Below are 14,984 nucleotides of genomic sequence, written 5' to 3' on the forward strand. Positions count from 1 at the left end.
GAAAAACACCCCAACATCATTGAGGTGTTATTATGTCTAATTAAACCTTCTGTCCATTTTTAGTGTCCCAGTTTAGTCAAATTGTTGAAACAAATATCGCTTATTTTATAAGCTTTTAATTGTTAATTTAAGATGTTTAAAAAAAATATTTTGCTAATTTTTTAGTTATATATAAGTTACAAAAAATGCTAATTTTTATAAAAAAACTCTTTAAAAATTAACTTTTTAATAATTTAATAAACTAAAGAATATAAAAACCAGAGATTATTATTTTTTATTATCTCTGGTTATCCCACGTTTTCCGCTTTATAGCATTAATTAAGAAAAGAATACAAAGCTTTCTTATTTGTTCAATTTCTACTTTTCAAATATATTTAATCACACATAATTTAAGTGCATTGAATAAACTTTAATGTGCTTTTTTGTAATAAAAAAAGTAGCATAAGCTACTTAATTTTGACTTTTAAACTCACTACACAGCGTTTTTCATTTGCTCTACTCTAGGTAAGATTGCATAATATGAATATTTGTGCGCTGGATCTTGGAACATTTTAACTGTTGAATCATCCTTTGTACCCTCTAATTCAATTAAGTACTCTTCATAAATGTTACCTGTGATAATTAATTTATCAATGATTAACATTAATTTACTAATTGAATATCTAGTAGGTGCATAAGCTGTATCATGGTTGAAGAATTCATAAACTTTCTTACCATCTGATTTAACAATTAATCTAAAGAAAGTGTCTAGAACCTTTTGTCTAAGTTTAATCATTTTTTGATATGTTTGGAAATCACTTATAGAAAATTGAATATTATTAGGTAATTCCGGTGTATCAGCTTTGTAGTTTTTAATTGGATATGTTGTTTTTCCATCGACTTTTTGTCCTAATGTATGAACTTCATATGTGCTTTCTTCAAATTGTTTAGCTGTATTAACTATTGTGTAAGCAACTTCTTGACTTTCAGGAAGTGAGAATCATTTACCGAATCTTTTAGCTGCATCTGTATACATAGCTGGTTTAGGATCTTTTTGAACTTCTTGACCAGCTAATGCATTTTTAGCATCATTGTAGGCTGCTTTAAGTGCGTCAACATCAAAGTTTAATGCAGTACCATTATTTGAAAAATCTAAGTAATTTACAACATTATTAACATTATTGTAAGCAGTATCGAATGCATCTTTTCTAGCTTGCTGATCATCATTTGCATATTTATAGCTAGCTTTAACATCTGAATAATCTGCAACAGCTTCTTTTAAACTTGGAACTAATTCATTTAAGTAATTAGCATTTGTTTGAATGTTTTTAAGTTGTTCTTGGTTTTCTGATGCTTGGATTAATTCTTTAATCTTAGTTCTTTGCTCCTCTGTTAAGTTTGAATATGATGATTCAACTTGAGAAATAGCAATTGCTTTGCTTTGCTCGAATGTAATTTCAGGATTTGGATTTGTTTTATTATCTCCCGGGTTCGGTTGTGGGTTGTTTGTATTATTGCAAGAAAGAGCAACGATTGGTAATGACATTGAAACTAATGAAAAACTACCAAATAAAATTCTTTTATTAATTTTTTTCATATAGCCTCCTTTCTATATTTGTTTTATTAGGTTATTTGAATTTAAATTAATATTTATTATTTTTTCAATCTTGAACTTCTTTAGGTGTAGCTAACACAAAGTGATTATCATTGATTTTTATTCATTCAGGTTGATAATCTTCTGTGTAATTATGCATTGCAGGATTATATTCGTATCCTAGCAAGCTACCTTTGTCAGAATCGATTGATGGAACTGACTCAAGCAATGATTTTGTATATGGATGAAGTGAGTGCCTCATAATTTCTTCAGTTGTACCAACTTCAAGTAATCTACCTTTATTCATAACAGCAATTCTGTCTGAAATATATTCAACCATACGTAAGTCGTGAGCAATGAACACAATTGTAAGATTATATTTTTCTTTAAGTTCATTAAAGATGTTTACAACTTGTGCTTGGATAGAAACGTCAAGCGCTGAAATTGGTTCGTCAGCAATAAGTAATGTAGGTCTAAGCACAACGGCTCTAGAAATCCCGATACGTTGTTGTTGTCCTCCTGAGAATTCAAGTGGATAACGTTTTAAAACTGATTCATCAAGTCCTACACTCTTAAGAATGTCTTTAACTAAAATTGTTTTACATTCATTTTCAGTTAATTTATTTAATTCATCACGTTTTGCTTTGTATTCAGCTAATTTAGTTGCGACTTCTGATAAACCTCAAGTTTGATTAATCGTTTTTTCAAAGTCAACATATAAAGCATCATATGCAACGTTCTCATTGATTGAAATTTTGTGATCTAATTCATCTTTGAACTTTCCAAATAAAGAACGATATTCTTTTTTATCAATCATTGAGTATAAATGTTTAACAACCTCTTGGTCGTAGTTAAATAAGTAAATTTCTTTAGAGTTCTTTGTATTTGTTAAACCTTCAGAAACAACTGTTTCAATATTAACATGTGGATTAAGTGAGTTAGCTGGATCTTGGAAAATCATTTGCACTTTATTAACCATAAAGTTAACGATTTCTTTATATTCTTTAAGTGATTTACCAAACTTAAATCCTCTAACCATTTTCTTAGGTAATAATTTATCAAGAATTTTAATTTGTCCAAAGCTGTGTGGTGTAAGTCCGATAATTGCACGTCCAATTGTACTTTTACCTGAACCAGATTCACCAACAATACCTAAAACTTCACCTTTGTAAATGTTTAAGTTAAAGTCTACTACAGCTCTAAATGCTTTTGAGCGAGAACCATATGTAACATCCACGTTTCTTAATGTTGCTAAGACTTCCTTACCTTGAGGAACTTTTAACATTTCATCTACACCTTTAATGTTGTATCTTATGAATTCTTTTTTTCAGAAAAGGAATTTTTTTTGTGTTTCTATGTAATAGTCTTTTTTCATAAATTATTTTTTAGAACTTGCTAAAAACTCCTTTCATAATTTTGCAATGTGTGCAGGTGGTGTATATTTAGGTGCTCTTTTATCTAAAAGCGCTGATTTAACTCTATGTGTTTCTGAAACATAGTAAAAGTCAGGTTCAACTTCAAAATCTCTACCAAGTGCATAATCATTTCTAACTGCAAAAGCATCTCCGACAATATTATTTAAGTTAGATGGAACTGAACCTCTAATTGTTGAAAGTCTTTTACCATTATTAACGTCAGGCATACTTAAGATTAAACCTCAAGTATATGGGTGTTGTGGATACTTTAAGATTTCTCTTGTAGTTCCTTCTTCAATAATTTGACCTGCATACATAATTGAAATGTAGTCAGCTATCGAAGCAACAACTCCAAGGTCGTGAGTAATAAACACGATTGATAATTTAAGTTTTTCTTGTAATTCTTTAACAACTTCAAGAACTAAAGCTTGAACTGTTGGATCAAGCGCTGTTGTAGGTTCGTCCATTACTAAAATTTTTGGTTCAAGCGCAACAATAGCAGCTATAACAACACGTTGAATCATACCTCCTGACATTTCGTGTGGGTATAATTTCATAACAGCTTCAGGGTCATTAATTTTTGTTAATTTAAGGAATTCTACAGCACGTTCATATGCTTCTTTTTTGTTTTTAACAACTTTATTAACAAGCATACCTTCCATAATTTGTGCTCCAACTTTCATAGTTGGGTTTAATGTAGACATAGGGTTTTGGAAGACAGCTGAAACAACTCTTCCTCTATAGTGTGAACGTTCTCAATCACGCATTGAGAACTTCTCAACGTGATTATTGTAAAGTTTAATTTCACCACTATCAATTACAGCATTATCTCCTGTAAGTCCATAAAGAAGAGATGTAATAACTGATTTACCTGAACCAGATTCACCGATAATTGCGTGAACTTTTCCTTCGTAAATTTGAATAGATGGTCCACGGAGAACTTTATTCTTTTGACCTGGTACAGATGGGTTTAAGAATGATAAGTGAATGTCTTTAATTTCTGCAGCAATTTTAAGTTTTGTTCCATCTGAAAATTCTTTGTACTCAACATTTTCCATAAATGTTTCTCAATCAAACATATTTTTTCTGTTTCCTAATCCAAGACCAGAAAAAGCGTTTGTGATTGCAACATTTATTTTTCTTTTAAAGTGTTCTCATTTAGACTTGAATGATTGTTTTTCTGATTGATTAGATAAGTTATTATCTTTTTTCATAAAACTCTCCTATCTTTGTCTTCTTAATGCATCTTGAACTGATGCACCAATTAATTGAACACTTGTTGTAATTAAGATTAAGAATGTTGAAGGAACAAATACGTATCTTAAGTAGTCAGGGAATAATTTTTGACCTTCAGAAATTAAGTTCCCTAATGTAGGAACATCATCGATAGCAAGACCGATGAATGCAAGTGATGTTTCTGATAAAACAACACCAGGAATTGTGAATACTAATTGAGTAATTAAAATAGGTAATATAACAGGTACATAGTTTTTAAGAATTTTTCAAGTTGGTGTACCTAAGATTTTTGATGCAGATACTCATTCAAAGTATTTAGCACGTTTAACTTGAGCTCTAATTTGGTTAGCCATACCTGTTCAAGATGTAAGTGAAAGTGAGAATACAACAACTCAGAAACTAGGTTTGATAATAATAGTCATTAAGATAAGGATGATAATTGTAGGAACAATTGAAATAACTTTGATGATGAAAGTCATAATTTTGTCAAAGAATTCAAATTGACCCATCATAATTCCGATTGTAAGTCCAATAGCAACCTCAATTGCTGTTACAACAAATGCAAGTGCAATTGAATACCTAAGTCCTCATCATAATCTAGCTCAAAAATCTCTTCCTAAATGATCTGTTCCAAGAATGTGGAATACACCCTTGCTATCTACTGTATTGAAAATAAGTTTTGAATCATCAACACTTGTAACGTTTGGATCTTGTGTTGTAAATGGAATAACGATTGCTAATAAGATTAATGAAACTAATGTAACAAAACCAAAAACTCCAGCAAAACTTCTTGAGAATCTGTTAATAAATTCTTTGAAAACTCTTGGTTGAGCTTGCATATGCATATCAGTTTGGAAGTCTACAATTTTTCCAACAATTTTTCAAGACTGATACACAAATGGTTGTGTAATTGGGTTTGGTGCTGTTGCTAATTCTTCTTTTGACATTGAAGCAGTTGCTTCACGTCCTTTAATTTTGCTTGCTGTCTTTTCGAAGAATTTCTTAATTGATGAATTAAATTTGTGTAAATGTTCTTTAAATTTCATTAAGCACCTCTCCTTCTAATTCTTGGGTCAATTGCTTCATAAAGAATATCTCTGAATGCATATGATAGAACTGTAAGAAGTGAGAACATAACAATTAAAAATAAGATAACATTGTAGTCTTTTGAAGTAATAGCATTAAGTAACATACCTCCTGAACCAGGAATTAAGAAAATTTGTTCAATGAAGATACTTCCAATGAATGATCCAAAAATAACAGCAGGGAAGAATGTAGCAATTGGGAATAGTGCAGGTTTAAGCGCGTGTCTTCAAACAAATCTGTTTCTTGACACACCTTTTAAGTAAGCAAACTTAGCGTGGACTGAGTTAAGCTCTCTGTTAAGCTCTGTTCTAATGTATTTAATATAAACAATAATGCTTCCTAATGAAAGAGCTAGACCAGGCAGTATATAGGTTGCAAAATTATATTGGTCAAATACATAAGGTATTCCGACAACACGTCCGATAAACACAAGAAGTAAAGCGAAAATAATAGAAGGAACAGATGAGAAAATTGAAACAATAACAGTTGAAACGTTATCTACAAGTCCTCCTGGATTTTTACCAACTCAAATACCAAGTGAAATACCGATTGTAACTGTTAAGAATACTGAGAAAATTCCAACTAAGAATGATTTGTAAAATCTATCTCAAATAAATTCAGTAATAGGGCGCTCAGGGAAAAGTGAATAAGAAATACCAAAGTCACCGTGGAATAGACCATTTAAGTACTTAAAGTATCTTGTAAGTAAAGGTTGATCCAATCCATATTTTGCTTCAATAATTTTTCTTGCAGTTTCATCCTTACCTTGTGTAAGTGGGTTTTCACCTGGAACTGAGTTAATTAAGAAGAATGTAATTGATATAACAATAAATCCGATAACAATAAATTCAGCAATAATTTTTAAGAATTTTCAAGATGTTTTTAAGAATGGTGAATCAATTGAAAGAAGTTTATCTTTAAGTTTTAATTCAACATTTCTTTTACTTCTAAAGATAACTTTGTTATCGTTCAGTTCATAAGTTTTATTATCTACTTGTACTTTTTTCATTAGTTCCCTTCTTTAGTTCTTGGTAATTTTGCCATTGGTGGTCTTGTCATATCGTATGCATATTGAAGTGAGAATCTGAATAAACTATCAACCCCTCCAACTTTTGTAATTTCTCAGTTTGTATCAACTTCCATAAGTGGAATTACAACCGCTGTATCTCTGATAACTTTTTCAAGTCCAGCGATAAATAAGTAAACTCTTGTTTGAGATCAGTTTTCTAAAAGTTCCTCATCTGTGAAGTTTCCTGAGAAGAATGAGTTAATTCTTGAAGTGTATTGTGAAATCGATTCATCTGGATGTTGAAGTGATAACTCAATGAATTTATTTCAGAATACTGGAATTGCATCATCTGGTTTTGCGCTTTCGCTTCTTAATAATTCTTCTTGGTTAAATTGTAATCTTTGTTGTGTTTCGTTTGTTAAGTTAGCTATTTGTTCTGTTGTAAACTCAGTAGCTAAATATGTAATAAATGCATTGTTGATTCTGTTTGTTTTAATGTTTTTGTTATTAATAATAATATACCCAAGCAAGTTTTCAACATATTGCTCTGAATATCTTGCTTTTTTAGCTTCATTTAAACTTGCAAGCGCAAGTGATACAGGTTTTGCGTATTTTTTAACAAATGCTGCTATTTCACTGCTACTTTGTGAAACTTTTGCTGAATTAAAATCTGATGCAATGTTTACATAGTCACCTGATAATGAGTTTGAATTAATAAGCGTATTAATTCAATTAATGTCAGATTGCATTAATGAAAGTTTTGAAACACTAGCATCTTGTTTTTGAAGTTGTTCAATAACTAATTCACCTATGTAGTCACCATAAATGTATGAACCAACAGGGTTATCTTTGAAAGCAATTGATTTTTGGTTGATTGTATCAACTTCATCACGTTTGAAGAATGCAGATACATAGTCCTGTGCTCCATTACCACCTAATCTATCGTAGTTTTGATAAATAATTTGGTATGCACCTTTTTCAATAAAGCTTGCATAGATGTTTTCAGGTAATGTTTTTGTTTCAATTGAAATGTAACCATTTGACATAGTTTCAAGAGCACCTTTTAAGAATAAACCAGCGTTCTTTTGTTCTTCTGAACCATTGTTTAAGAATTCAAATTTAACTGATTGTAATTCTGGATGTTTTGCTTTGAATCTATCTAAATAGTATTTTGCTGTTTGAATATCGTAAGTTAAATCTTTACGTTCAGTTTTTTCAAATGTGAATGATTTAGCTAAGTGAACAACGAATTCGTAGTTTTGTAAGTCAAATTCTTTACCATTTTTAGTTGTGGATTTTTGACCTTCAAAGAACATTTCAATGTTTTTACCATCGAATGTTTTGTATTGTCCATAAGATGTTCAAGTGTTAACAGGGAATGAGAAATCTCATCCAACAAATTTAAGAGCTTTTTCTCTGTTAACTGCAAAATACATTGCATTTCTTAAATCTTGATCTTGTAAATATGAATTTCCATTTGTTTCGCTATCTAAGTTGAAAGCAAAAGCAATTGTTCCATACCCTGTGTTTTTGTTAAGGTATTTTTTCATTTTAGGATCAGATCAATAAAGGTTCATTTTTGAAGCAGGAATATATGTTTGTGAAATTAAACCATCTTCAAAGAATAATGAGTTTGTGTTCTTGTTAGTTGAGAACATAATTTTGATTTTGTTTGAAATCGTGTTTTCAGCATCAAAGTAATCTTTATCTTTTTCTAGAATAATGTAACCGTTATCTCCTAAAAGAATACCTTCACCATTTTGTGCAATTTTAAATGGACCTGATGTTAAGAATGTTTTAGGCTCTGAACCATATTTATCAATTCCACCAGCAACAGTTTCAACGTGTTTTCTATTGATTGGGAATAAGTTGTAAAGGATTGTGAATAATAAATATGATAAATCAGGTGTTTTAGTGTCATCAAAAATCATTGTGAATGAGTTTTCGCTACTTGAAAGTGCTTTGATTGTACCTTGTAAGTCTTTGTTTGTTTTATTAAACTCTTGGTATGGGTTTACATACATATTTTTAACAATCTTAATTTGCTTTTTCTCACCATTAACTAAAACTGTAAAGTCTTGAACTTCTTTATCTAAAGCAAAAGAAGAGTTTTCAGGTAATGATAAGTGTTCTGCAATGTAATCGTTATCGTAATCTAAGAATAATTGACCTGTATAGAAACCAAATTCTAATGCAGCTTGCTTAATTGCTTCAACTTCCACAGTATCAAGTGGATTTCCATTTTCATCTTTGATTTGTGAAGCAAACACTTCTTGGTTTGGATTTTGAATGTATCTGTTCAATACTTCTGATCAAACATAATCTCTACGTCCAAATGGGTTTTTATATGATTGTTTGAATTTTTGTTGATACTCTTTTTGAGCGTCAATAAATTTATCAACTGCTCTAATTCCGTATTTTCTAACTGTGTCTAATTTTTGAGACCCTGTGTTAAGGTCTAAAATGTATTCTAAGTAATCTCTAATGTCATTTGAAGTTACAAAGTCACCGTTAGATCACATATTTTGTTTTTTTCTAGTGTACCCTGTAATAGCCATATAGTTATTAGGGTTTCTAGGGTTTCTGTAAGCATAAATAGTACTTTTTTCTTGGATATTTCCATCTGATAAGTCAGCTAATCCACCCACTGTTTGGAAGTTATCAATTCCATAGAATGCATTTGAAATTTTACCTTTACCATCATTATCTAAAAGTTCACTTCTAGATGCATTTAAGTAGTCAGTGAATTTAGCTGAATCTTTAACTGTACTATTTTCCATAACAACAAAGTTGTATGAAGCTTTGTTAAGTAATGATTTAAGTTGAGCTGTAGGACCTGTTTTTAAATATGAGTCCACTAATGATGGAACAATTTTGTCCATTGATTTATATCTAACATAGTTTAAGTTGTTAATCGGTTCAGTTGCTAATCCTAAATCATAATCAATTGATTTAGAGAATAATCCACCTGATTGACAAGATAGTAATGCAATTGACGAGACAACAGGAGCAGAAGCTGCTGTTAATGTCAATAATAATTTATTTTTTAATTTCATCTTCTTCTCCTTTTATTATCCTGAAATGTTAAATTGGTAATCTACGTAAATAATTGTTTTTCCTGTGTTATTGTTGTTTTCATCTTTTTCAGGCATTATCTTGATTGGTGATTGTTCATCAGCTTTACCGTTTTCAATCATTGCGTCAAGGTCACCGATTGTAAATCCACCTATTGTATCTTTGTTTTCATTAGCAAAATCAATATAGAATCTGTGTTTTGGTTTTAATAATGAGTTTCTGTATTTAGACATAAGTGCATAATCGGAAATTCAAGATTGGTAACCTAATTGTTCAAGTGTAACTTTAGAATCTGCATCACCTTGTTTTTCATAATAGAAAATGTTGTTTGTTTTATCAATGTTGACAGGTAAGTAGTGCATTTCATTTGTATCAATGTCAGTGAACTTAATGTATTTAACTTGCTCTGCTAATTGATTTGGAATGTATCCATACATAGCAACTGCATCAAGTTTTTTATTTCTGAACATACCTGAAATTGTTCTTTCTGAAACTCCATAGTTAAGAAGTTGTGAAACAAAGAATGCTTTAGGTCTTGAAGTAATTTTGTTTCCTTCAAAGTCTTTTAATCTAATGTTGTTGTCTTGGATGGCATTTCTATTTTCATCATAAAGTTCCATACCAATTTTTTCTTTTTCAAATCTATCTTTAAAGAATCCATTGTTATTTGAGATGAAGCTTCCAAAGTAGTTTGAATTTCTTCTTCCATCTTCATTTCTTTGAAGCATTGATGTGTCATTTCAGATTCCAAAAATCGGTTCCTTGAATTCAGTTACAAGTTTTTTATTCTTTTCAATTGATTCGTTAGCTAAATCGATATTAGTTCTTGAAAGTTCTGCTTGTAAGTTATTTAATTCTTGCTCTTTAGCAGATAATTGTGCTTTAAGGTCAGCTATTTTTTGTTCTGTTTGATTGTATTCGTCGCTACCTTGTTGCATTGAAGCTAATTTTTGTTCTTCAGATTTAATTTGTTCTTTATGATCAGCAATCGCAGCTTCAGCAGCTGGAATTAAATTTAATTTTAAGTTATCAACTTTAGATTTGAATTCAGCAATCTTAATATTTGTTTGAATTTGGAAATCTAAAGTTTGTGCAATATATTCTTTGTATTTATGTGATTGAATAGCTGCATAAATACCTTGCACCATATCTGATTGACTATTTTTGATATCGTTTAAGTAGGCTAATTTAGTTCCATCAACAATGTAATCAAGTCCAGTAACTGATTCATTTACTCCACCTAAGAATTTTGGTAAGTTACCAAAGTTTTCAAAACTTGGTAAGTAAGTTGTTTGAACATAATCTCTTGTTAACGTTTCAGCAATTGAGTAAATATAATCTGTGAATTTGTCATTTAATAATGGCTCAACTCTTGTTTCATTGTAGTTGAATACATCACTTGATGGTTTACCTGAAGAGAATCCACCGTAGTAAATATCACCGATAAGAAGATTTTCTCCAATAACACCAAAGTTTCTAATGAATGTAATGTTTCCTAATAAAAGGATTAAGTCTTGAGTATCAAAATATTGTTTGTAATCACTTACACCGTATTTTGAAAGAAGTTCATTAAGGAATTCTTGTAATTTAGCTGCATCAAATTGTAATTTTGATTCTGGGTTAATTAATGAAGCGTCTTCAACATAGTTTTCTCTAAATTCAGGACTTTCAATTCTAATTCCATATTCTTTTGAGAAGAATGCTTGGTTTGCAACTAAATCAGTAGCAACATTAAAGTCTTTAACTGCAAGAAGTAAGTTTGAGTTTTTAAACGCTTTCATTGCATAGTTAGCTAAAAGTTGTTGTGATGCACCGATTTCAACTTTTTTATCTGTTGAAACTGTGAAGTCACCTGCTAATACAACTGATTTAATTTTGCTTAAATCAAATTTTGATTTTACATAATCTAAATCTCAATTGAATGATTTAGAAGCAACATCAAATGAAGCTTTTGAATAATCGATTGATAATAATTCCATCATTTTATCAAGCGAAGCAAAAGCAAGTGATTTTGCATTTTTGTTTGTATCTAATCTTGTTGCATTAACTTTGTAGTTAGCAACAAAAGCTTCAATTAAGTTTGAATCAGATTTTTTGTAAGCTGATGAGAATGGATTAAGTCCAACATATTTCACAGTTTTATCAAAAGCATCTGGACCACTTGTAAGTAACTCACGTAAGTTTTCTAAAGTTAACATATTTTGGTCTTTGTCTAAGTAAGTAAACAAGTCTGATGAGTTGTTACCTAATCTAGCAATTCCAAGAGCATATGAAAATGCAATAGAAAAGTTATTTTGTCATCTTCCATCAATTGATTCAAGACCCAATTCAGTAGCGTACTCATTCATTGTTTGACTCAGTCTGTCTTTTGAGTATGTGTATGTACTTAAGAATGCTGAGCTTGAAACATATGGGAATGTATACTTAGTTGAGTTTTGTAAGTCTCTGTAGTTTGCAAATGTTAAAACAGGGTTAATGTTTGCTCTATTTTGCATTCTGTATTTTGTATCTATATAACCATAGAATGTGTTAACAATATCTCTAAGTGAACCTTGTAAACTTGAACGAAGTGATAAGTATTGTAATGCTTCTCTGTGTTGTTCAGGTGCATCTTTACCTGGTTGAGCAAAGTTTGCTAAAACAGAGTTGTATTGTGGATCGTATTCAATTTGGTTTCCTCTGTTTTTAAATAATTTAAAGTAGTCATTTAAATCAACTGCATTAAATAAGTCTTTAAGGTAAATTGCAAGTGAACCACCTAATCTTGTTGCATTAGTGTTTCATCCTGAATCAAATAAGTCAGCTTTGATAACTTCTTGAAGTGATTGAACAATTAATCTTTCTTGTGAACGAATGTAGTTTCAGCTTTCTGTATCAAGTTCAACATTTAAAGGAACATTAATAGCTGGTGAACCATCTGGTTTTTTGAAGTTAACTTTTGTAATAACTGTTTTGTCATTTACAGTTTCAGTTTCATAAACTCTAACTTTGAATTCATCATCATTGATAAAGTCAACAAATTGCGCAATAGGTTGTCCAGAACCATCTGTTAATTGTTCAATAACGTTTTTAGCAGTTACTTGTGCAAATTTAATTTCACCATTTTCGAATTTTTTGAATACTTTAGATTTTCCAGAAATTGCTGGGTTAAGTGTTCCTGATTGTTCATCAAATGAGTTTGCAATAAATAAGTCTCCTGGAGCAACTTTTCTAAGTTTTGCTGCTTCAATCATTCCTTCATAATCTTGTAAGAAACGTCTTTGTGGGTTAGCTAACACTGTGTAGATATCTTGTCCAGCTACACCTACAGCACCTCACATTTGATTTTTAGTTTCAACTTCTTGAGAAACAACGTTTCCGTTTTCATCAAGGATACCAAACTGGAATTTGATGAATTTACCATTTTCAGTTGGAGCACCTAAACTGTTTGTTCTAATAACTGTAAGGTTTGTTCTAGCTTCTAAATAGTTTTTAAGAGATTTGTATGAGTAGAATGAAGAGTCGCTAGCTCCACCACGAGTTGAAAGACCACCAACTAAAATAGGGTTTTTAGAATCGATTCAAGATTGACCTTGATCAAGTGTGTAGTGATGTCCATATTCGTGAGTTGCAACATATTTTAAGAAGTCTGTTGAAATACCTTCAAAGTCTTCAATAAGAGTTCCTAAAACAAGTGGAAGTCCAATTCTATCTGATTCTGAAACACCTTTGTATTCACCTTCAACAATTTTGTATTCATATACCCCTTTATCATTTACAGATTTTTCTAAGTGTGGTCCGTTTAATGATTTAAGTAAGTGTGGGTATTTTTCTAGAACTTTTTCAGCAAGTCCATTATAAACTTCTGTATAAACTTGGTATTTTCTTGAATCAAGGCCTCTTAATGTTTGTCCATTAGCATCTTTTTCTTCACTTGTGTAACCTAAAATAAGAGGAGTAATTGAACCTAAATATCCAGCAGCTTCCTTAAATTGAGCAAATCCAGCTGGTGAATAATTATTTGAAGCACTTGCAACAAATTGTTCACGTAAGATAAATCTGTTTGAGTCTTCAAGTTTAACTGAAAGCATATGTGTTGAACCAGAGTTTTGAATTGTAAACTCTTTAATTTCACATTCTTTAACTGATGCTTTTTGTTCTTCATAAGTTTTATCTTTTAAAGCAGGAACTTCATTGATTGCTTTAACAAATGAATCAAAGTAGTAAGTTTTATCTCCTTCTTTATAAACAAAAAGTTTTGTTCCAACATATGAATTAATGTCATAAAAATCTAAGAAGTGAATAATATCTTCATTTATAGCTTTTACGAAGTTTCTGTATGTAATTGCTGAAGCTTCAGAAATTCTTGTAAAGTCTAAACTTGTTCTAACATTAAAGTCACCTCTAGCAGCAATAACTTGATCAAGTTTTGCTTTATCAGTTTCTGAAAGTGAATCTCTATCAAAGTTTTTAACCGCGTCTGAGTCAGTTTTATTTTTGTAATCAAAGAAGACTTCAAAAGTTGTTTTCTTTTTTTCTGTATTGTAGTTACTATTAACGTCTTTAATAATAACTGGTTTGAAGTCACTTAATGAAACTGTACCAAAGTTAGGTTTGAGTTCCTCTGCAACTTTTGCAAATTCTTCAGAACTAATGTTACTTGGCAAGTAAACTGTTTGAATTTTTTCAACATCAAGTTGTGGCGCTGAACCTGGAATGTAAACTAAGAATTCTTTATTAATTAATTTTCTTGGAATAGTAATTTCTCTAAATGCTGTATTGTTAGGTAGCATTGAAGAGTTTTTAATTGCAGTTGCTAAAGGAATGTTGTTTAAGAACATATCAACATCAGCTTTAGGAACTTCATAATTAAATGTTGAATAAGTTAACGCATCTTGTGCATTTCCTCTACCACCAACCGTTGAGTAGTAAGGTAATGAGCCAAAGAATGCATCAGGGAAGAATTTAATTTCACTGTATTCTTTGTGCAATGTTGAGTGAGACCCTAAAGTAATAGCATTACCGTTTTGCTCAACTCCTGGAACAATTCTAAATGAGTCTAAAGTTAAGAGGTCAGGACCTCAAGATACGTTTGACATAAATCAATTTGAAAATTCAATAAATTGTTTTGGTCTAACAGCTAAAACGTACTCATTGTAAAAACTGAATGAGCCGTATTTAACTTCTAATATGAATGATTCATTGTATCTTTTGTAATATTCTTTGAAAAATTCGTCAAATGAATATTTTTCTGTTTCACCAACAAAGTTGTATTCATTGTAAGTTTCATTGTTTGAAACTACATTAGCAACAATTTTTGATTTAAGTGGATCTAAAACAGAAACTTCAGGTTTAATTTGATCATTTTCATCATAGAATTTTTTAAAGTTGTTTACAAACAATTTTTGATCAACTGGATTTGTTGGTCCATTCTTTTCGTCAGAATTATTTGCATATCCGTAAATTGAACCAACAGCAATACCGGACGCTCCTGCTAATATACCTAATGCTAATAAAACTTTGTATTTTAAAGCTAAATTTTTCATATAGTACTCCTTTATTGAATTTCAAATTTTGATTAAAAATAGTTATTTATATATAAATATATAAA

7 protein-coding genes are annotated in these 14,984 nt (G+C 30.5%); all 7 read right to left on the bottom strand.

Annotated features, from left to right (window positions below):
* Positions 1 to 472: 472 nt before the first annotated feature.
* From ACNF36_RS00350 to ACNF36_RS00380, 7 genes are read right to left on the bottom strand one after another with little or no spacing between them, the layout of a single operon-like run.
* Positions 473 to 1,576 carry a variable surface lipoprotein gene (locus tag ACNF36_RS00350; RefSeq protein ID WP_257089580.1) on the bottom strand — a complete coding sequence of 368 codons (1,104 nt, stop codon included), beginning with the start codon at positions 1,574 to 1,576 and terminating at the stop codon, positions 473 to 475.
* A 46-nt stretch (positions 1,577 to 1,622) separates the two neighbouring features.
* Complete coding sequence (locus ACNF36_RS00355) at positions 1,623 to 2,948, bottom strand: ABC transporter ATP-binding protein (protein ID WP_257089578.1); 1,326 nt, start codon at positions 2,946 to 2,948, stop codon at positions 1,623 to 1,625.
* A gap of 3 nt (positions 2,949 to 2,951) precedes the next feature.
* The gene (locus tag ACNF36_RS00360) at positions 2,952 to 4,202 is read right to left on the bottom strand and encodes an ABC transporter ATP-binding protein (protein ID WP_257089576.1); all 1,251 of its coding nucleotides are present in this window, start codon (positions 4,200 to 4,202) and stop codon (positions 2,952 to 2,954) included.
* A 9-nt stretch (positions 4,203 to 4,211) separates the two neighbouring features.
* Positions 4,212 to 5,270, bottom strand: a complete 1,059-nt coding sequence (locus tag ACNF36_RS00365; protein ID WP_418303333.1) for an ABC transporter permease — start codon at positions 5,268 to 5,270, stop codon at positions 4,212 to 4,214.
* Positions 5,270 to 6,319 carry an ABC transporter permease gene (locus tag ACNF36_RS00370; RefSeq protein WP_323177572.1) on the bottom strand — a complete coding sequence of 350 codons (1,050 nt, stop codon included), beginning with the start codon at positions 6,317 to 6,319 and terminating at the stop codon, positions 5,270 to 5,272. Before ACNF36_RS00370 ends, ACNF36_RS00365 begins: the two co-directional genes overlap by 1 nt.
* Entirely contained in the window at positions 6,319 to 9,375 is a 3,057-nt protein-coding gene (locus ACNF36_RS00375; RefSeq protein WP_418303334.1) for a hypothetical protein, read from the bottom strand. The genes ACNF36_RS00370 and ACNF36_RS00375 overlap by 1 nt, the downstream gene beginning before the upstream one ends.
* A gap of 15 nt (positions 9,376 to 9,390) precedes the next feature.
* Entirely contained in the window at positions 9,391 to 14,919 is a 5,529-nt protein-coding gene (locus ACNF36_RS00380) for a PDxFFG protein (RefSeq protein ID WP_418303335.1), read from the bottom strand.
* Positions 14,920 to 14,984 lie beyond the last annotated feature (65 nt).

It is taken from the genome of Mycoplasma sp. 4463, from assembly GCF_048381515.1.
GTDB lineage: Bacteria > Bacillota_I > Bacilli_A > Mycoplasmatales > Metamycoplasmataceae > Mycoplasmopsis.